This window comes from Paenibacillus sp. CAA11 (assembly GCF_003060825.1).
Classification (GTDB): domain Bacteria; phylum Bacillota; class Bacilli; order Paenibacillales; family Paenibacillaceae; genus Fontibacillus.
This window is the reverse complement of record NZ_CP028922.1, coordinates 2234714-2254077: the sequence shown is the minus strand read 5'-3', so window position 1 is coordinate 2254077 and position 19364 is coordinate 2234714. Positions and strand designations below refer to the sequence as shown.

Genomic DNA, 19364 nt, shown 5'->3' with positions numbered 1-19364 from the left:
TTTTAAGTCACACAAAAGCCATCCACATCTCGTGGATGGCTTCAATCAGAAATATATGAGCAGTACAGAAACATACAGCAGCAAGGCAAAAACAAATTCTCCAATTCCTGTCTGCTTCACACTCCATCGCAGCTTAGGCAGCCACGCAGCACGGAGCAGTAGAATCACGGATGGGATGACCAAATAGAGGTGAACTCCCAACGCAATTCCAATGAGTAACAAATGATAGACTACTGAGGTGTAATAGTACCTCGGATTGTTTTTCTCCCGAATCACCGTCTTCACGTATAATGCTGTTCCGATAAAGTAGGCGGTTAATAGGATAAATAATTGCGTAGCGGCTTCAAAATCTCTGCTGCCGCCTACATACACTACTGGGAAGATGAAGGAGCAGAACATAATTACAGCAACAATATCATTTAAGAGGGCACGCTCATTCTTAGTTCTGGCGAAATAAATATTGGGGATGAAAAAAATGAGCAGCAGCACACCATATCCAATCAGGATGGGATCATACCATATCAGAGCTAACACCAAAGGCAGCAGAATCGCTCCGTACAGCAGCGCCGGTCCGCGGTACCGCTCTTTCTTTCCTGTTTTGATCCACTGCAGAACCGGGAAGCTGAACAAATAAATGAAGAACCAGCAGAGAAATAGCGGAATATGAATTACTCTTCCTCCGGATATTGACAGTCCCATCAAAAAAGGAAGAACAAGCATCGCCCAAGCCCCATGCTGCTTGGGAATATACCTTGACATCTGACGTCCTCCCTTCTTCTAAATTTCATAGCCGAATATGTATATTCTAAGGGAGTCTTTGCGATTCTCCCAATTAGGGGAATCCCTCTTTATGCTTCCCGCGGGTGCAGGATTACTGCAGGCATACCTCATACTCGCAGTGCTCATCACCGTGTACATTGCATTTCACTTCTCCTTACGCTTACCGTCCTGTTAAGTATTTTCTTGAGAGCCCCTTACAAAAGCAATCTTCTACAGCAACATGAAGGGTGCGCTCGTACTGGCCTACAATCAACGGCAGTCCAATCTTGAGGTCACGGAACAATTCGAACAGCTGGTACGAAATTGCCCAGCTCGCTCCGATTGATTTGCTTCATATTTTCGAGCGTGTAGTCTCTCATATGTAATCTTGTAGTAACTTAAATAGAGGATGGTGTTAGTTCACTATATGAGCTAATCTCCGCAACTTCTATCATTTTTGAGGTAGATTGAATATGAATTTCGTTCTTAGGCCAGTGACTGAGGATGCAATTAAACGGTTTAGAGGTAGACCTTAACGAGTAGTAAAGCGAATTATAAGTCATTCCGGGCGGGAAACGTTAGCTCAATAAAATAGCGACAGTCAATTTTTCGTCCTTGGCTGTCGCTGTTTTTTTTCAATCTTCAACTTTAGAAAACTGATATTTAAAGAATTCCTTATATGTCATTGGTTTTCGGCCAATCAGACGTTCAAGATCCCCGGATGTCTCCGAAAATTCTCCAGTGTTGACTCCTCGCACCCAGCCTAATAAAAAATCAGTCATGAAAACAGGCAAGCCATTCGCTACCATAGAGTCTATATATTCTTTTTCGCTAACTGCCTCATAAGGGACATTTATCTCACTAATCTCCGAGAGGGCTTCAGCGATGTCTGCAAAAGAGCTTCCCTCGCTGCCACTTAGCGTGTATGACTTATTTTCGTGCCCGTGTTGGGTGAGAACGGCTACGTTAGCTGCCGCCAAATCATCCAGAGATGCAGCGGCAACTTTGCCGGAACCCTCTGGCACTCGCACGCCGGCTTTAAGCGCATCTCCGAAATACATATGCATGACTTCAAGATACGGTGGATTCCGCAGAATGGTATAAGCTAATCCGGATGCTTTAAGCGTTTGTTCAGCAAATAAGTCTGACATCGACACTTCGGGCACAATAAGATTTGAATTTTCTCTTCGTATGATCGACGTGAAGATCACTTGTTTAACACCAGCCTGCTTTGCAGCTGCGATGACATTGAAATGTTGCGTATTACGGTCGGTAAATGCTTGCGCGGAGATAAGCATGACTTTGTCAACACCATTAAAAGCTCGCAGAAGGGAGTTATAATCAAAATAGTCGCCCTGATGGGCCTCCACACCTTCTTTAACAAACCTTTCAATTTTTTCGGATTGCGGATCACGTACCAATACAGCGACCTGATTTGCCGGAACCTTTTTAAGAAGAAGGTTTAGCGTCCTGCTGCCAAGATTACCCGTTGCTCCAGTAATAAGTATTTTACCCATATTAGTAACCCCTTTGAACTTTTATTGATAAACCAGTTGCAGTATTGAATAACGTTATCGTACAGTGTATTGATCCAGCAGATTTAAATTCAATCCGGCGAGAGGTCCTCCTATTTGCTGCAGCAGACCGCCCTGGCTCAAGGATCCAAGATCAATACAGGCAAAGCCAATCTTCTCCCAAATTTCTTTCAAGACTTGTTTTACCTGGATGTCATCACCGGACATGAACAGGACAGTCTTCGGCTTCTCCTCCGTGTAATCCTTAATCCATTCCATCGGAACACTGTTAAAAGCTTTAATTACATGAGCACCCGGAGCATATTGGGCTACGATTTCACTTGAATTCTTTCCTGACCATTCACCAAGTAGAGGTTCCGTATTTTCAAAACGGTTGGTAGCATCAATAAGAACGCGGCCTGTCCAGTCAGGAACCATTGACAAAGCAGCAGGCATTTGCGCCCACGTCACGCATAATATTACAAAGTCCTGCTCAGCTGCTTCTGACGGTGTTCCGGATTTTGCGCCAGCACCGAGCGAGCTTATCAGATCTGAGAGCGTTTCGGGACCACGACTATTACTGAGAATAACTTCATGACCGTGAAGCAATAGATGTTTCGCCAGCGTTTGAGCAACTGTTCCAGCACCAATAAAGCCAAATTTCATAACGCACCTCCAAAAACTTATCGACCTACATACGACTCCTTTTATTAATTCTTTGATTTTCTTCATGGCCACAAGTCTATTATGTTCCATCTATAACTTTTAAAATAGTACGTACTTTTAGGTTATATAGTAACTAAAAAGTGATAATTGTGATGAAGTGCAGAATAAATGGGTCAATGAAATTACTCTATTCTACATTTAATCTCCGATATTCATCCTTGCTCAAGTTCTTCTCTGCATAATTTTGGCCCCAATCACAAAGAGCTCGCAAAGTGGGTTCAAGTGACATACCCATTTCTGATATTGAATATTCCACTTTTGGTGGTACCTGATTGTACATTTTTCTTATAATCAAATTAGCACTCTCCAACTCCCGCAACGACTGGACTAACATTTTCTGAGATATTGTGGGTATGAGCCTTTTCAATTCACCGGTCCGTTTAGGACCTTTTATTAAATAATACAAAATAAGAGGCCTCCACTTCCCGCCAATGACATTTAAAGTGATTTCCAGATCACAATAAAAAGTTTTCAATTAAAAAACACTACCCTTCATTAAATTTCCATTATTATAATACATGATAACCCTATTACTTGTTGATCTAACGGGAAATGATAGTTGAACATAAAGGGTTTCACATGCTAGTCATGACTAATATGTGAAACCCTTTAATATATCTATCTTTCTTAAATTTAGGTCTTGATAAACTGAGAAAATAAAGTGTTAGTCTCGAAATAACAAGCATTAAGCTAACGGGGCAGGATAACGAAACATTTAAAGGCTACTAACGTCTGTAAGTAAACCGCGGCAACGAATGGGAGTGGGTTTCTATTATGAAGAAAATCGAAACAGCAAGACTTCGTATAAGGGAGTATACAACAGAGGATCTCTCGGCATTGCATCAAATTCTTTCGGATAACCTAACTATGAGCTTCTGGCCAAGGCCCTTTGATTATTCTCAATGTAAAGAATGGATCCAAAAAAGAGGAATCGAAAATTACCAAGCAGGATATGGCAGACTTGCGGTTGAACTCAAGGAAACAGGTGAAATAATTGGAGATGCGGGGCTGTTAAAGCTTGAGACAGATGGACAAATCGAGAACGACTTAGGTTACATTATTAAATCCACTTACTGGGGTCAAGGTATTGGATACGAGGCTGCAAAAGCATTAATGATGTATGGGCTCGAAGATTTACATCTAAAGCGAATATGCGCAAATATGCCGGAAACTCACCAAGCTTCTAGAAGAGTAGCTGAAAAGCTGGGAATGATGCTTGAAAAAAGATTTATGAATAGGAGAAATCGTAACATACTTACTTGCTTATATATTAAAACATTGAATTAACGAGGAACTTTAGATTATGATGACGCGCTGTAGCTAACGGAAGGTTTAGCTGCCGAAATAAGAATTTGTAAATGAGGGATGAGATCAATGACGCAGCTATACCTAATAAGGCATGGTGATGCTTGTATTATAAAGGACGGAATAGTGAATGATTACGGACTAACAGAGATAGGTGTGGCGCAGGCCAGGAAACTGAGGGATCGGCTGGTTAGATCAGGGGAAATCCAGGCGGATGTGTGGATAGCAAGCTCATTTCTCCGAGCGAAGCAGACCGCTGAGATAATTGCGGACGGGTTAAAAGTTTCTGTTGTTCTGGATGATGATTTCCAAGAGATGCGCCCTGGTCAAGCGCTTGGCATGAACAAAGTGAGTTTGGATGAACTACTGGCCTTGCATAACCCTAAGCAGAATCCGTTTTCTTTGATAGCTCCCGGTGCCGAGAATTGGCCTCAATTTGTTTTGCGTATAGGGTCATCCCTTAATCGAATTTTTCATCAATATGAGGGAAAGACCATTGCAATTGTGTGTCACGGTGGTGTGATCGATTGCTCGTTCCAGTTTTTTTTCGGGTTAAACGCATTTGAAATGCCGAAGGTTGGATTTCAAACTGACCATACATCCATAACACACTGGTTGAAACAAGAAGATAATACTTGGTCACTTATAAAGTATAATGATGCCCGACATTTAGAAGGGTACTGATTGGCAATTATCTTTATCCATTCAAAGTGAATAATTCTCTCTATCTGATTGATTGAATAATAATTAATCGTTGAGCTAACGAGGAACGTTAGCTTAATCACCAGCAGCAGTCTAACACTTTATTTTCATCTAACAGTCGTCGCAAAGTCATCTATGATGACTTTGCGACGACCTCATAATTTTAAAACTGTGTAGCCGACCCTCCAACATCTCCGTTATCTCCGTCATTTTCCCCGTCTCCATCAAGAGGAATCTCGAACCATGGATATATGGAGGGTTTGTCATAAAGCAGCCTTATATGCTCTGGCGAATGCCCTGCCTCATCAAACAGAAGCAGCTCGTTCTCCTCCTGCAGCCAGATCACAGGGACTTTATAGTCCTCCTGTGGACCAATTTGCCAATATCGCCCAAGGTGATGGCCGTTCAGCAGAATGAAGCCTTTACTCATCCCGGTTAACCGCAGCTTCAATCTTACATGATAGCTATTTGGAATGGTTGGTTTATCGAACTTACACCTGTACCAGACGGGGTTCCCGGCAGGAGCAGCTCCTTGCCCAAGCTGCTGCAGCTTCCAGTCTCGAGGCCGCAAAGCCTCATTCCCCGAAATACGCCAGCCGGTAAGCTCATCCGCGCTCTGCCATAGCAGCAGCTCCAGTCGATGGATCGGAGCAGCAGAATAAGGCATTTCTATCTTGTTCACTTGACCAGGCTGTACAAACTGTGAAATATCCACCGTGTTGAAAGCGAACCAATCGTGATAGCCTTCCATAAGTACTTCCTGACCGTTGACGCGCAGACCTCTGCTCACCGCACCCACGATGATGGCCCGGTCATAGCTTCCGGGTAAGAAGCTTCTTCTTAGAAGCGGGCCGTCAGACGGGTCTCGCACTTCATCCAAATGAATAACTTCATTTTCTGCTTGCCAGTCCCGCCGGATATCCATGACTTCGCCGCCAAGATACACGGGTCCCTTCATTCCCTTGGATTCACCTAAGTATGGGGAAAAGTTCAGCCGGCCCATATGCTGTATTAGCATTTGCAGCTTATTCCTGCCCTGTGCACATTGTATACGGACACCAGCTGCTCCAAGCTGGCGAACTATCGCCTGCTCTTCCCCATTTACATAAATTCGTGCAGAATCCTGAAGGTTTGGAACCATTAAATTCGTGGCTCCGCCCTCCTCGTTCTCAAAATCACATTCATATAATAGGTAACCGTAATCCTGACCATACCGGGTAAAATCTACAGGCTGTTTCACAAGCTGCCCGCTCTCAGGGACGCCATCCGTTACAAAAGCTGGCCGGCTAGACTCCCAAGAATGCAGTGTGACCGGAGGAAGAATCGCAAGCGGTGCTTGCTTCATGAAGTCCCGGCCGATATACCGGATTCCCCCTTGCCCCCTTCCGCCCAGCACAATTAAGCTGCGGTCCGGATCATCCATCATCCCTAGTACCTTCCCCTGCGAATCCGTGTCCATATCATCCGGTCCAAGGACATAATGCACCGCTCCATCATGATGGAAGTTGACTCTCCACAGACGGTTCATGGCCGCTTGATCCAGCACAACCAGCCTGAAGCTTCTCTTGCTCGCCATCATTCGAATGATTGCCGGCTCCTCAAAATGGCACAGATCCAAGCGAAGAGCACTTCGGTCTGGGTCAATCTCATAGACCATGTTAAGTCCATGGCTTAGGATATCCAGTCCCTCTGCCTCCAGCTCGATCCAGGACCGCTGGCCCCGATCTGCCGCAGCAAATAAAGTGAGTTCTCCGCCAACCTCTTCATTGCCTGTAATCAGAGCACTGCTCGTTAGATAGACCCCTTCTGCAATTTGTACGCGATCTAGAATAGGAACGATTTGACCGGGTGCGATCGAGAGGGGAACCGTTCTTCCTGTCTCTAAGGTGATGTTCACCGTCGCCCGTTCATCCCTTCGGCTCTCAACAAACCAGATTTTTTGCCGGCTCAGCCCACGTCCGCGAACCGTAATCCCCTTAGAGGCACGCACTTCTTCGGCAGTGATCTCCTCTGCTTCCAGCAGCAAATGTTGAAAAGCTGACAGGAAATAGGACAGCCGCTTGGCCGCTGCGTATTTATCCGTTATTCTGCCGTATTCATTTAGCGGAGCATTGTAGTCATAAGAAGTGACCATAAAAATATCACTCGCCCCTACGGTTCTACCTCCATAGCCGTTAAAATTGGTACCCCCATAGAACATATAATGGCTGATGCCCGTAAATCCGGCGCGGATGACTTCCATAAAGTGCTTTTCATACAGCGAGGCTGTTTTTTGACTAGCGGCAGAACCACCCCAATGCTCAAACCATCCTGTCCAGAATTCCGTTACGAGCTTAGGCGCATCGGGCTGCTTGGCTCTTAGCTCCACATAATGCTTATCCGCTCCCGACCAGAAATTTGCTCCCTCCACGGTGCCTTCCGCACCGCCTACACAGGTGATCAGAGGAACGGTTATCCCCCGGCTTATTAGACCGTCCCGAAGATAATTCATATATCGGCTCGCCTGCTCATCAGCTTGCAAATACCCGTATTCGTTCTCAACCTGTACTAGAATAACGGGCCCTCCTGAAGAGATTTGCCTTTCTCTAAGAAGGGGGATCAGCTTGTCAAAATATATATCCACGTAATGCAGATAGGCTTCGTTATATTCGCGAAATTTCACATCCTCCTTGCCGCTAAGCCACCAGGGGAACCCGCCAAAGTCCCATTCTGCACAGATAAAAGGCCCCGGCCGGGCAATAACCCATAGAACCAGCTCTGCACACAGATCAAGGAAGGCTCCGCAATCCCGGTCCCCTTCGAAATCCCATACCCCCTCGTTAGGCTCATGCACATTCCAGGCAAAATAAGTATCAATACAGTTCATTCCGGCAAGCTTAGCCTTCATCAGCACCTCCCGCCATTCTTCCTTTGGACTTCGGAAATAATGGACAGCTGCACTGTTCAAAAATACTCTAGTCCCGTTCAGCAGGAAGCTTCGATGATCATACGTCATTTCAGCTGGTTTATGGGTCATACGTTCCTCCTCGTTCCCGATTATTTGTTTGTATCATATCCCTAGTGAAGCCTAATTCCATGTACAACAATAGTCGTTATCGAGTTATCGGCGATCGGAACCTCCAGACCGTTCGAGTATACTGAAATGTCATCCAGCTGGGTCATATTATGATCCGGCGAGGTCTGGTATACCTCTGCTTTGGCCCCCTCACTTACTATAAAGTCTTTCAAATCAAAGGCCGTCTTCCCTTCAGACAGTTCGTTGCGAACAATGAGAACCAGCTTATCCCCAAGCTTGTCGTAAGCTGCCAGTGTTCTTCCATTATCTGTAGGAATAATTACAGCTCCAGGTCGTATGAATTTGCTGAATTGGGCCATTCCATAATACTGCTTAGTGATTTCATAGCCATTCTCCTGCTTAAAATCCGCATGGATAAACCCCCAATTGTTATTCGCGCCCTCATCCTCAACCGCCTGCCAATAAATCCAGGCCGCCGGCTTCATAACCTTGAGATCGAACATAATCCGCTCCGCCAGCTCCTGTACTGAGGACATGTCTTCATGGCTGTGCGGCTCGCTCCCTCCAGTGCCGTACTCAGACATCCACAGCCGCTTACCGTGCTGGTTCGCCAGCTGCCGCAGCTCTTCCATGCGACTGCCGTTGTAAGAATGGGTGTTGATCTGAGTGATCGCCTGCAGGGTGTCTGCATCATAAGTCTTCAGGTTATCTACCGTCTCATCAATACTGTTATCGTCCGCTGCGCTTATGGTTGTACCCTCAAGACCTTTACTTTGCAGTAATTTCTCCACCCTCTTGATCAATTCCATCTGCTTGTCGGTCGAGAAATGGCTGCCTTCCTGTTGATTTCCCTTTTTCCACCAATCTGAGGAAGGCTCATTGAGCGGATCAAGCGTCCTGAAGGTAATGCCCCATTGATCCCTATATTGCTTTACAACTTCGGTCAAATAATCCGCAAAAGCCTCATATTGATCCACTCTCAAGTTGTTGCCCCCATCCACGGCTCCAGTTACGGAACCGCTCACCGTCATCCAATACGGAGGCGAATTTGAGAACGCTTCTGTAATTGTTACTCCGCGTTCTATAGCTCCTTGCAGAACTGCTCTTTGATTCGCATCGGCCGCCCAGTCCCACTGCCCCTTCTCGGGCTGAAATCCGGGAACATCTCCCCCCGGCCGAAGTCCCTTAAGGTCTGGATTCTCACCTCCGCCAATATTATAGCGGACAATGTTGATGCCGAGTCCCTGACCCGCATCGAAGATCAAATCCATCACCTCATCCGCCCGAGCTTGGTCCTTCCAACCCCCGAGTACATTGGCCCACCAAGCCAGCGAGGTACCCCAGCCTTCAAAGCCTTCATAGGCGGCCTCGAGCTTCAGCTGCACCGGTTCTTGATCAAAATGGATCGTGTTCAGCCTCCCTGTAGAATTATGCTTCATCCATATGCCTCCTCCCGCCAGCAGCACCAGAGTCAGGGTTATGATGATCAAGCTGGTTCTCTTCCGAATCTTCATCCCCACACTCCTTACTTAATACCGCTGCTGCCGCCGTTGATATTAGCTTCATAGACAAACCGCTGTCCGAACAAATACACCAAGACCATAGGAATTGTTAGGAAAAGAGAGGCTACCATGACCAGATTCCACGGGGGCATTTGTCCGCCGCCGACCGTTGTCATCAGCTGAACCCCTAGCGCAAGGGGCATTTTGTTCGGATCATTAATATAAATCAGGGGACCCATGAAGTTCCCCCAGTTCCAGGAGAAAGAGAAGATCGCAATTGCTGCGAGAATAGGGTAAGTAAGCGGCATGATGATTTTCAGATAAATCCCCGGGTGTCCCATCCCGTCAATCATGGCCGCCTCATCCAGCGACTTGGGAATTCCCATAACGAACTGCCGAATTAGGAACACATTGAAGGCTCCTGCAAAAAAGCTTGGAACAATCAGCGGATAGAATGTGTTAACCCATTCCAGATGGCGGAAAATGATAAACTGCGGTACCATCGTAACTTCGCCAGGAATCATCATCGTGCTGAGAAGCACAATGAAGAGAACCCGGCTTCCTCTTGCCTTGATCCGAGCAAAGCCGTAGGACACAACAGAGGCGGACAGCACTGATCCCATAATAGTGAAAACTGTAATAATCACAGAATTCTTCAGATAAACGCCCAGATTGTTATGGGTGAATATACTAGTAAAGTTGGTCCATTCAAATTCCCGGGGGACAAACGTGAAGGCAGATTTTACAGTGGTAGCGTCACTCGCAAGCGCAATGGAAACCATATACAGAAAAGGAGAAGCCAGCAGAACGCCGACAATAATAAGAAAGAAATAAGAAATCACCTTATCCCGGGCAGAAGAATTAGTCATTGGCTTTTCCCTCCTCATAATGCACCCACAGCGCTGAAGATCTGAAGACGATCAAGGTCAATGCCATAATCATGATGAACAGCACCCAAGCAATTGACGAGGCATAGCCCATCTTATAGAACTGGAACGCATTCTGAAAGAGATAGGGCACAACCATCTGGCTTGAATTATCCGGACCTCCGGAAGTCACGATAAACACCTGGGCAAAGGTTTGAAGCGCACCGATAATTCCGGTAACCAGATTGAAGAAGATGACCGGTGTAAGCATAGGAAAGGTGATATGAAAAAAGGACTGTGTATTTCTGGCCCCATCGATGGAAGCCGCTTCATACATTTCTTGAGGAATTCCTTTCATTCCGGCCAGCAGCAAGACTACTCCGCCCCCCACTCCCCATAGCGACATGATGATCAGAGCAGGTTTGACCCAAGTAGGATCGAGGAGCCAGGCAGGACCCTGAATGCCAAAGATGCGCAGCGCTTTATTGATCAGCCCTTCTGTAGGTGCGAGAAGATGAACAAACAATAGAGAGCTGGCTACAACTGGCACGACAGAAGGAAGATAGAATAAAATCCGAAAGAACGTAATGCCTTTGATTTTCTTATTGAGATAATAGGCAATCCATAGGGAAATTGACATTCCCAGCGGTATGGAGATCAGCGCATAAAAGAAGGTATTCCCTACTGACTTCCAGAACAAGGGGTCATCCGTTAATAAGTTGATATAGTTTGCTAACCCGACAAAGTTCGGTGACTGGAACAGATCCCAGTCGGTAAAGCTCATATAAATGGAGAACAGGATGGGGCCAAGCGTAAGTCCAACAAAGCCGATTAACCACGGGGAAATGAACAAGTAGAACCATTTTCCGTCCCCTCTTCTCATTGCCAACCCTCCCTAGGCCTTAAGGACGAAAAGATGGGAGCTGGTTTTGTGTTTAACCCACGGACAGCCCCATCCTCCGTCTTTGCGCTAACGATCTATATAGATTGAACTAAAGTTTTACATTGAATTTTCTGTTATCACGGCTAATACTGTCCTATAACGTTCATGTCTTTAGTTCATTCTATCTATTTGTAGAGCTTTTCAAGTCCGCTCTGAATCTCGGTAACGGTATCATCCAATGATGCTTTGTTGTTGAAATATACGCCAAGCTTATCGTTGATGAGCTTCATCATTTCATTCCACTGCGGATTGAGGGGTTCTGCGTAGATCTTGGATTCACTGAATGCGGCCATGTTGATTTTCTTCCCGCCGTATTCCGCATTGAGGAATTTCTCACTGGATAACCCCGCCTTAGTAGCTGGAGCATCCTGCCCTTTCTCGATCATCGGCAGCTGAGCTTCCAGTGTGGTCAGGGCTTCTATGACTTTAAAAGCTTCTTCCTTGTGCTTGGAGGCGTTGGTGATCGTAAAGCCGTTGAAGAAGGCATTCGTCTCTCCCCAAATCGGCGCAATGTCCCAATTGATACCTTTCACCTTGGCTAGAGAGCCGATATTCCAGAATCCGGTAGTCTCCATAGCGATTTTTCCTTGAGCAAACAGCGGGTCGGCACCGATATTGCCCATATCTGCGATTTCTGTCGGTGTAGGGCCAGAACCATATTTAAAGGTCAAATCATTCAAGAATTGGAGGGCCTTGCGGACAGGCTCGCTGTCAAAGGTTGGCTTCCCACTCTCATCAAAGATGGACCCTTTATTTTGGTAGACCAACTGCATCCACTGCGGCCACCAGGTTCCGGGATAATAACCCCACTGTACGGTTTTGCCGTTCTCCTTCACCGTCAGCTTTTGGGCTGCTTCCAGCAGATCCTTCTGTGTCCAATCCTTGGTCGGATAAGCGACACCGGCTTTGTCGAATAAATCCTTGTTATAGAACAGTACCATAGCTCCTGCCCGGTCGGGCATGCCGTACTGCTTGCCATCATATTTCATAAGATTCGCTATATCGTCTGAATAACGCTCGGACATATTCACATGATTTGATTTGATCAGATCATCCAAGGGGATAATTTGATTTTTGGAGGCATAGGCCTGATAGTTCTCCGCAATCATCATGATATCGGGAGCCGTGCCGCCAGCAATCATGGTCTGGACCTTCTGGTCATAGTCCCCGGCGACAACATTCAGCTTGACATGAATATCAGGATATTTCTGCTTCACCACAGCCAGCCGTTCCTCGTAGATCTTCTTCTCGTCCTCGGAACCCCAGATGGTCATAGAGAGGTCCACTTTCTTCCCGCCATCGCCGGACTCTCCTGGTGAGGAACCCCCGCTTCCGCCGCAAGCCGTCAAACCAAACAACATTGCCAGAACTAATAATGAGATGACTGCAAAGTTTCTTTTCACACATAATCCCCCTCAGATTTAAGTTTAGGATCGAAAAGCAACTCACTGAAACCGATTTCATGAAACGGGTTTCATAACAGCTGAATTAAAAACCCGCTCCACGTTATGAAAGGGGTTTCATTCGCAATCATTATATGTTATGCTTCACAAAAATGTCAACGATTTCTTTTGGGATTAAACAGGCCGCTGAAGTGCATTAAAGCATTATTGTATTGCATAACGCTAGGAGATTCTTGATGGGCCTGTGCTTTGACGAACGATGAGCTCCGGGCGAAGAACGACTTGCTTCGGAGTCTTATTCTGATTAATCAGATCGTGCAGCACATCTACCGCTAGCTTTCCAAGCTGGTACGTATTCTGCGAAACCGTAGTCAGTTCGGGGATCACTGCACTTGCAAGCGGTGTATTGTCAAAGCCTACGATCGATATGTCTTTCGGTATGGACAAACCATGCTCAATGGCGGCCTTCATCGCACCGATCGCTGTGTAGTCATTCACGCAAACGACGGCACTAGGCGGAGTGTCCTGCTTAAGCAACTGAGACATCAGCTGCTTGCCGGTCTCGATGGAGAAATCACCTAGTAAGATCCGTTCTTTTTTAAGCTCCAATCCATGCTCCTTGAGTTTTTTCTGAATGGCTCTTACTTTAACCATGGTGGTCGCCATTTTCTGCAGCCCGCCAACGAAGGCAAATTCCCGATGCCCTAATTCCAGCAGATGTTCTGCAGCCAAGGCAGCTCCCTTTGCCTCATCCGTGTAAATCCTGTGCAAGCCGCTCCTTGGAAGATTCCCATTGACTAGCACGATCGGCAGATGCCTGCCAAGCTCAATCAACTCCTGAGCCATCTCCTCAGGACAATTCTGGAGATTGATCCTCCCTCCCAGAAAGATCATGCCGTCAACCCGTTTCTCGCGGAGGATAGACAGATACTGCGACTCCCTTTCATGATCTCCTCCAGTATTGCATAGAAAAAAAGTATATCCCTTGTCCCTGGCTTCATTCTCCGCCCCCCAAAACACCTCTGGGAAGAACGGATTCGTAATATCAGGCAGGATAATCGCGATGGTTCCGGTCTCTTTCTTGATCAGACTGCGAGCAAGCGCATTGGGCTGGAACTGATGCTTCTCGATGACCGCCATAACCTTCTCGCGCGTGCTGGCCCGGACAGGAGCCGTATCGTTCAAAACCCGCGAAACTGTAGCTACAGAAACATTCGCCTCTTTCGCAATATCATAAATAGTGACAGGTGTCATGGAATAAAACCTACCTCTTTCCGAAATCTTGTAGTTAATCATATCAGATAACTAACATAGATGAAATGGGTTTCATTTATTCAACAACCAATTCCGCAATATTATCGCATGATTGTTAACAGGATCTTTAGCTGCATATACTAGCGTCACCTTCTGGTCCGCTCCTAAATCTCGAATTTTCGCTGCCAATGATGAAGCGGCCTCCCCCTGTTCCAGCTCCTGAATATAAAGTTCCGTGAAATTGTTGAACCGCTCTGGATCGTGCCCGAACCATTTGCGAAGCCCAGGACTCGGAGCAATGTCCTTCATCCATTCATGGATCATGGCCCGCTCTTTCGCTACGCCCCGCGGCCACAACCGGTCAACCAGAACACGGTACCCATCCTCCGGATCATAGGGCTCATACACCCGCTTAATAACCAAGTTCTCTTCAGCTATATGGCTCATGCTTAAGCGCACCTCCTCTCTAACTTCATTAAAGCATTTGTCAAAAATGATCTGCTCCTGCAACCTTATTAATACAGAGTCCGCCAAAGATAAAACGTGGCATACGCCTCCCATCCCTTCCATGCAGAGAATAGATGGCGCAATTCGGCGGCTGATGGCTTCTGGGAGAGCCCAAGCAGCTCTCTTACCGCATTATGCAGACCTGCATCCCCAATCGGGAAGGCACTCTGATCTCCAAGACACCTCATGCGGACATAATGAGCCGTCCACGGACCAATTCCACGGATTGCCAGCAGCCGCTTCTCTACCAGATCCATCTCACCCATAGCGAGCAAGCCTTCGCGGGACAGTTCGCCCTCTACCATCATCCGGGCAATTTCAAGAATGGTTGCGCTCTTCATCCGACTAAGCTTCATGCTGGCCAGCTCCTCCAAGCTTGCTGTAAGAAGCTGCTCTGGAGCTGGGAAGCAGCGAAAGATCCTTCCCTCCCACTCCAAACTGTCCCCGAAAGCCTCCGTAACTCTCCTCTTCATCGTGTAGGCGAAGGATAGATTGACCTGCTGGCCCAGCACAGCCCAACAGAGTGCTTCGAACAAGTCAGGAATCCGAATGATCCGCAGCCCGTAAAAGCGCTGAACAACACCTTTCAAGTTCTCATCCTTGCCAGCGAGGTAATAAAACGGCAGTATATCCCGCTCCAGATCGAACCATTCCCGAATATACGTGTGCGCTTCCTCCTGCTCCTCCGTTGTAAGCGGCCCTCCGGTTAGGACCTTGACTTCCAGTGCATGATCCTGGGGGCTTTGTATAGAAACGAGTACATGACGTCCACCAACATGCAGCAGCTTCTGGATGCTGTCCCCTTGGATTTCATACAGGCATTCTTGGGTTGAGCGGGCAAAATAGTCCAAGCAGGGAGCAAACCGAAACAGCTCAGGAGTCTTGATCTCAAAACTGGAACCGGACATGTCCAGCGGCTTCAACATGATTCACCCCTTCCAAGTGCAGCAGTCTCTCCTTCATCTGCAATCCTCCGCGGTATCCGACGAGCGTGCTGTTTGAACCAACCACCCGATGACACGGGACGATCACTGGCACCGGGTTCGCACCGTTAGCCGTTCCTACAGCCCGAACAGCTCGCGGACGCCCGATAAATTCCGCAACCTCCCTGTAGGTGCAAACTGCACCATAAGGAATTCGCCGCAGAGCTGACCATACCTCTCGCTGGAATTCCGTTCCGCTTCCCAGGTCCAGAGGAATGGAATCGAAGGAAATATGCTGGCCGGCAAAATACTTTTCTAGCAATGCCAGCACGCCGAATGTCTCGAAAACTTCATCACTTTGCTTGAATTCGGCATGAGGGAAATAGCGGCGAATCCCGATGACCGCAGTGTCAAAATCCATGTGAGGATAGACCACCCGGCAAATGCCCTTATTGGTAGCAAAGAGTGTCCATTGCTCTTCAACCCTCCCGAACCTTGTCCAATATAGGTCGGTTGAATGATTCATGATTCATCTGCTCCTCTCCACTTCATGTCACGATATTCAGCGGGCGTCACTGCACAAGCTTGTTTGAACCAGGCGGAAAAATGTGCTGCGCTTGTGTACCCTACGCTCCGTCCAATCTCGGCTATGGAATTAGCACCCGAACGAAGCAGGCATTTCGTTTGCTCTAAGCGTAGCTCTCGCAAATGATCAGCAGGGCTGTACCCTCTAACGCGCTTATATACACGCATGAGATGATAAGGGCTGACAGAAAGCTCGGACGCTAATACGCGAAGCGTAACAGAACGGTCTAAGCGTTCCTGAAGAAGCTCATCCACCTTATTGGCAAGCTGTTCATCAGGCCCTCCCCTGCCGGGAACTTCTGGTCTGCAGCGCTTGCATGGCCTAAACCCGGCCTTCACCGCATCCTCAACAGAGGTCATAAAAATCACGTTTTGCGGATATGGCGTTCGAGCACGGCAGGAAGGCCTGCAAAAGATTTTAGTTGTTTTCACACAAGTATAATAAATCCCGTCATAGGTGCTATCCTTCTTCATCACCGTGGAGTAAATTTGGTCAAACTGCTTTTGATCCATATTCTTCGCCTCCTAACGGACAGTATAGCCCTTACTCACTGGAGCTTAAAGGGATTGATACTACGATAGCAACATTTCGATAGTCATTACCATCTATTGCATAATTTTAATTGTCCTTCTACAATACATTGTGGGCCGCCTATTGTATATCAAGCAAGTCCCCTCGCATAAAATAACGGTAAGGCTTTCGATTTACGATTTATACTGAGGAATGGACAGTCAGCAAATAAGCAACGATGAAGGGAGTGAGACAAAGCCTTGGCATGCTAGAGAAGAAATTCCGTTTAGGATATTCAGCTCTTAGGAGGCATGTAAAATGAACAAGCTTGCTGTGTGTACACTTTTGATGCTTATCATCTCGATGTTAGGTGTATTTACTTTAACATCGCCCGTTCACGCCGAAAGTAAAACAGTGAATGTTACCGCTCATAACGGACAGCTTTTAAACTTAAATGAAAACGCTTACTATGTGGACAGCACCCTTCCTGCGAGCGATACCGCTAACTTTCAGTTCAGAACGATCCATGAAGCTGTCAAAGCCGCAAGCAGCGGGGCAGAGCAGCGGCCTATGGTCATCTATATCGAGCCGGATGTATATCCTATGAATGGCACGCTCACAGACCGCGGGCTCTATATTGATAAAGACTGGGTCAGCTTGATCGGGTTGTCCACGGATGCTATAGACGTTGTGCTTGCCGACCATCGCGGACATACCCTTGGAGCAGAAAGCCCCACGGGATCTGGTTCTTCCCCGGCTGAGACTCTTTATGTGACAGGCACAGGCTTTCATGCAGAGAATTTGACGATCGGAAACTATACGAATGTACCTTTGATCTATCCCAAAAACCCCTCTAAAAATCAAGAAAAACGTTCCTCCACAATTACACAAGCCTATGCTATTGGAGCTTCAAATCCGAATAAAGTTCTGGATCAATATTCGTTCAAGAATGTTCGGTTTATCAGCATGCTGGATACGTTAGCACTTGGAGAGGTGCAGCGGGCTTATTTTGAATACTGCTATGTACAAGGTACGGACGACTTTATGGGCGGTGGCTCCATCCATGTGATGAAGAATACGGTTTTGCACAGCTATACGAGCAAGCCTATTTTTGCAGCCGGGACCCAGGGCATGGCTTTTATTGACTGTACATGGGAAATTGATTTTGAAGATCCACAGGATTTAACCTTAGCTAAGAACGCCTCAACCTTATATCTGATCAACAACACCTTTGTCGATCTCACAGGAAATCTTAAATCCATACATTGGGCTCCTTATCCCTCCAGCCATATTCAATCCTACGCTTACAACAACACCCTGAATGGAAAGCGGCTTTCCATTCTGCCTAATGAGTACGGCCAGGAACTATCGCAAACGCAAGCCAAAGCCTATACCGCCTTCCGTTTACTTCAAGGAAACGACGGCTGGAACCCGGCGAAGGAGCAGGCTGTTCATGCATCGGCTATCCAAAACCCTCCACTGAATATCAGCATGATCAAATCAGCTGAAGTTCGTACTGGGGAGGCTGGTATCGAATTAACAGCTTCTGTATTCCCTTCCACTGCACACGCTGATCTCACTTGGTCTGTCAGCAGTAAGGATGCTGTACTGAGCAGTATGCGCGGAAATAAAGTTACCGTAAAAGGCAACTATACCGGTGAGAAGCCTGTCAGTGTTACTGTGTCAGCAACTGCAGCAAGTGGAATATCGAACCAGACTGTAGTCAAGGTTTATCCTCCTCAGCTTCCTCCCCCGTCCTTCATCAAACAGCCATTCATACAGAAAGCTAAGGACGGCAAGCTCAAGCTGGACTATACACTTGGCTTAACCTATGAAAAAGGGGTCAGAGCTGATGAATCCATCATTACCTGGTATCGTGTTAACGACAAGAAAGGCACAAACCCGGTAGAGATCGCCGTCTCCCGTCAGGATCAGCCCTTGACCTCATACACCTTAACATCAGGTGATGAAGGACATTATATTATGGCTGCGATTTCCCCTAAGCATCTTAGGAGTAAGCCGGGAGAACCCGTCAAGGTATTCAGTGAAAGGGCCGTTTCACTGGATGATCTTCCGGGCAAAGAAAAGGACAAATACAGCATCAGCACCACCTTCGCTAATTTTCCTGCAAGCTGGCAGCCTAACATCATGAAAGGAACCTGGACAGTAGACACCTATTATCCTCTGGATCAAAAGACAAAATGGATCCCTGCCAAGGAGAGCCCCTGGAAGTATGCTTCGGGCATCAACGGCGCAGCGGATCAGCAAGGACTGTTGACCACCGGGCGGGGCGCTAGACTGCTGTATACACAAGAAGGTAAGTTCGGGGACATGTCCCTTAAGGTCAAACTGAATCCAGAGAAGACTGCAGCACAGGGATTTGGCAGTCCGAACGGACAATATCTGGAGATTTATATTAAGTATGACACGAATTCCAAGACCGGGTATGCGCTCAGAATAGAACGTACAACCAAGTACGGATTCGCCACGGATTTCACTCTATATGAGTATGTGAACGGTGTTGGACATCCCATTAGCGAGGCGCAGTCTACCACGGCCTTTAACCCGGAATGTACCATTGAGCTAGCTGTGACAAGTAACGTGCTGTCTGCGGAAGCCGTCACGACATCTAAGCAAACCAGCGAGCAGATACAGGCAAATCTTCCGAATCACGCCTCCATCTCTGCACCGATCAAGAGCAATGATTACGGCGGTTTTGGCATCCAGCATACAGGCACCGTAAGCGAAGGAAATCGGACTCAAATTGTTGGCTTAACGGCGCATTATAAATAAATTTAATTCGAACAGGCCGCCGGGATTGACCGGCAGCCTGTTCATTCTGAACCCT

Annotated in this window: 17 protein-coding genes; 3 read left to right on the top strand and 14 right to left on the bottom strand. The window is 47.0% G+C overall.

Going from position 1 to position 19364, the window contains the following annotated elements:
* Positions 1–45 precede the first annotated feature (45 nt).
* From DCC85_RS10520 to DCC85_RS10505, 4 genes are all read right to left on the bottom strand, one after another.
* Positions 46–759 (bottom strand): YwiC-like family protein, encoded by a 714-nt coding sequence (locus DCC85_RS10520; protein WP_108465548.1) that lies wholly within the window; start codon positions 757–759, stop codon positions 46–48.
* 635 nt (positions 760–1394) lie between these two features.
* Positions 1395–2276: an SDR family oxidoreductase gene (locus tag DCC85_RS10515; RefSeq protein ID WP_108465547.1), complete on the bottom strand. Its 882-nt coding sequence runs from the start codon at positions 2274–2276 to the stop codon at positions 1395–1397.
* A 54-nt stretch (positions 2277–2330) separates the two neighbouring features.
* Positions 2331–2939: an NADPH-dependent F420 reductase gene (locus tag DCC85_RS10510; protein WP_159081843.1), complete on the bottom strand. Its 609-nt coding sequence runs from the start codon at positions 2937–2939 to the stop codon at positions 2331–2333.
* Between the two features lie 187 nt (positions 2940–3126).
* Positions 3127–3474, bottom strand: a complete 348-nt coding sequence (locus DCC85_RS10505) for a winged helix-turn-helix transcriptional regulator (RefSeq protein WP_108465545.1) — start codon at positions 3472–3474, stop codon at positions 3127–3129.
* A 299-nt stretch (positions 3475–3773) separates the two neighbouring features.
* Here DCC85_RS10505 and DCC85_RS10500 point away from each other — a divergent pair, with 299 nt between their 5' ends.
* Together DCC85_RS10500 and DCC85_RS10495 are read left to right on the top strand one after the other, a co-directional pair.
* Positions 3774–4286, top strand: coding sequence for a GNAT family N-acetyltransferase (locus DCC85_RS10500; protein WP_108465544.1), 513 nt, complete (start codon positions 3774–3776; stop codon positions 4284–4286).
* A gap of 87 nt (positions 4287–4373) precedes the next feature.
* The gene (locus tag DCC85_RS10495; RefSeq protein WP_234414420.1) at positions 4374–4988 is read left to right on the top strand and encodes a histidine phosphatase family protein; all 615 of its coding nucleotides are present in this window, start codon (positions 4374–4376) and stop codon (positions 4986–4988) included.
* Between the two features lie 181 nt (positions 4989–5169).
* Here the strand turns inward: DCC85_RS10495 and DCC85_RS10490 are convergent, their stop codons facing one another.
* From DCC85_RS10490 to DCC85_RS10445, 10 genes are all read right to left on the bottom strand, one after another.
* Positions 5170–8022 carry a beta-galactosidase gene (locus tag DCC85_RS10490; RefSeq protein ID WP_108465542.1) on the bottom strand — a complete coding sequence of 951 codons (2853 nt, stop codon included), beginning with the start codon at positions 8020–8022 and terminating at the stop codon, positions 5170–5172.
* Between the two features lie 41 nt (positions 8023–8063).
* Positions 8064–9536, bottom strand: coding sequence for a glycoside hydrolase family 30 protein (locus tag DCC85_RS10485; protein ID WP_108465541.1), 1473 nt, complete (start codon positions 9534–9536; stop codon positions 8064–8066).
* 11 nt (positions 9537–9547) lie between these two features.
* Entirely contained in the window at positions 9548–10393 is an 846-nt protein-coding gene (locus DCC85_RS10480) for a carbohydrate ABC transporter permease (RefSeq protein ID WP_108465540.1), read from the bottom strand.
* Positions 10386–11273, bottom strand: coding sequence for a carbohydrate ABC transporter permease (locus DCC85_RS10475; protein ID WP_108465539.1), 888 nt, complete (start codon positions 11271–11273; stop codon positions 10386–10388). The genes DCC85_RS10480 and DCC85_RS10475 overlap by 8 nt, the downstream gene beginning before the upstream one ends.
* A 185-nt stretch (positions 11274–11458) precedes the next feature.
* Positions 11459–12736, bottom strand: coding sequence for an ABC transporter substrate-binding protein (locus tag DCC85_RS10470; protein ID WP_108465538.1), 1278 nt, complete (start codon positions 12734–12736; stop codon positions 11459–11461).
* A 222-nt stretch (positions 12737–12958) separates the two neighbouring features.
* Entirely contained in the window at positions 12959–13990 is a 1032-nt protein-coding gene (locus DCC85_RS10465) for a LacI family DNA-binding transcriptional regulator (RefSeq protein WP_108465537.1), read from the bottom strand.
* A gap of 72 nt (positions 13991–14062) precedes the next feature.
* Positions 14063–14437: a DUF488 domain-containing protein gene (locus DCC85_RS10460; protein WP_108465536.1), complete on the bottom strand. Its 375-nt coding sequence runs from the start codon at positions 14435–14437 to the stop codon at positions 14063–14065.
* A 68-nt stretch (positions 14438–14505) separates the two neighbouring features.
* Positions 14506–15423 carry a DNA-3-methyladenine glycosylase family protein gene (locus tag DCC85_RS10455; RefSeq protein WP_234414419.1) on the bottom strand — a complete coding sequence of 306 codons (918 nt, stop codon included), beginning with the start codon at positions 15421–15423 and terminating at the stop codon, positions 14506–14508.
* Positions 15386–15946, bottom strand: a complete 561-nt coding sequence (locus tag DCC85_RS10450; RefSeq protein ID WP_108465535.1) for a methylated-DNA--[protein]-cysteine S-methyltransferase — start codon at positions 15944–15946, stop codon at positions 15386–15388. The genes DCC85_RS10455 and DCC85_RS10450 overlap by 38 nt, the downstream gene beginning before the upstream one ends.
* Complete coding sequence (locus DCC85_RS10445; RefSeq protein ID WP_108465534.1) at positions 15943–16518, bottom strand: Ada metal-binding domain-containing protein; 576 nt, start codon at positions 16516–16518, stop codon at positions 15943–15945. Before DCC85_RS10445 ends, DCC85_RS10450 begins: the two co-directional genes overlap by 4 nt.
* 316 nt (positions 16519–16834) lie before the next feature.
* Here DCC85_RS10445 and DCC85_RS10440 point away from each other — a divergent pair, with 316 nt between their 5' ends.
* Positions 16835–19309: a pectinesterase gene (locus tag DCC85_RS10440; RefSeq protein WP_108465533.1), complete on the top strand. Its 2475-nt coding sequence runs from the start codon at positions 16835–16837 to the stop codon at positions 19307–19309.
* The last annotated feature ends 55 nt before the right edge of the window (positions 19310–19364 follow it).